Origin of the sequence: Shewanella sp. P1-14-1 (assembly GCF_001401775.1) — a bacterium.
GTDB classification, from domain to species: Bacteria; Pseudomonadota; Gammaproteobacteria; order Enterobacterales; family Shewanellaceae; genus Shewanella; species Shewanella japonica.
The window spans coordinates 1-1,462 of record NZ_LKTL01000061.1; the positions used below are offsets into that span (position 1 = coordinate 1).

The 1,462-nt window shown below is 46.2% G+C and carries 1 protein-coding gene; it reads left to right on the top strand.

Annotated features, from left to right (window positions below; genetic code table 11):
- The coding region (locus AN944_RS20925; protein ID WP_200913391.1) for a VCBS domain-containing protein at window positions 1-1,462 on the top strand (1,462 nt) is incomplete at both ends.

Genomic DNA, 1,462 nt, shown 5'->3' on the forward strand with positions numbered 1-1,462 from the left:
CTGGCACTGGCACTGGCACTGGCACTGGCACTGGCACTGGCACTGGCACTGGCACTGGCACTGGCACTGGCACTGGCACTGGCACTCATGAAAAGCCGCTTACGGTAGATGGTCAACAGCAAATTCAACAAGTCAAAGAAGATGCCTCAACAGATACGGCTCAAGGTATGTTGAGTGCTCACGGTGATAATAGCCAAACAGTGACTTGGTCATCAGCAAAAAACCAAGGTCAATTTGGCAGTTTGCAAATCAATGCTGCCACTGGGCAATGGCAATACCATCTCGATAACACGTCAGTTAATACCAACTCATTGAGTGAGGGCGAAAGGCACACTGAACAATTTGTCGTGACTGCAACAGACAATGAAGGTCATCAAGTCGATAGTCTGGTAATCATCAATGTAGAAGGTACTAATGATCTCCCAACCGTAACCGGTAACCATCACGGCTCGCTCAATGACCAAGGCACTCTTGACTCTGTCGTAGGTCAATTGGTGGCCACCGACGTTGACCATAATGACAATGCAAGCTGGTCAATTTTAAATGGACAAGGTCAATTCGGACAATTGACGATTAATCCAAACACAGGCCAATGGCTATATCGATTAGACAATCAGTCAGCCAGCACCCAAGCATTGAATCAAGGCGACAAGGCGACAGAACAATTCATCGTCAATGTCACCGACAGCTCTGGTCAAACTGTTAGCCAGCAACTCACTATTGATATCCATGGCAGCAACCAGATTGCGCAAATTCAAGGGGTAGACAGTGCCAGTCTCACTGAAGATCGCCACCAAGATAGCCAAGGTATGCTGCATACCCAAGGGCAGCTTACTGTTACCGACCCTGACTCAGGTGAAAACCAATTTACGGCGAGTATGCTACAAGGACAATTTGGTCAGCTCAGTATCGATTCCCGTGGCTATTGGACATACACTGCCGACAATTTACAGACGGCAATTCAAGAGCTAAAAACAGGCGAGTCACTGACTGATACCTTATTCGTTCGAACAATAGACGGTACCGAGCAACAGGTTACCATCACGATTAATGGTACTGATGACAAAGCTGTAATCGCAAACGTCATCTACTCTTCAGGTAATGCCAATACGTTAACAGCACCAACACCGGGGGGAGAGACTTTCGCTTTCCTGAAAGAAGATTACGACGTCAATCAAGGTGATTTACACGTCGAGGGGATGCTTTCTGTTGCTGACTTAGATAAAAATCAAGCTCACTTCATTGGCAATACTGTGCAAGGTCAGTTTGGTACTTTATCAATTAACGAGCAAGGTCACTGGGCCTATGCAGCCGATAACTCCCAAACTGTGATTCAAGGATTGAAAACAGGTGAATCATTAACTGACACTTTGATCGTTCACTCCGCAGACGGTACCGACCATAAAATTATTGTGTCTATTAGTGGCACTGATGACAAAGCTATTATCTCTGGTACAGCAAC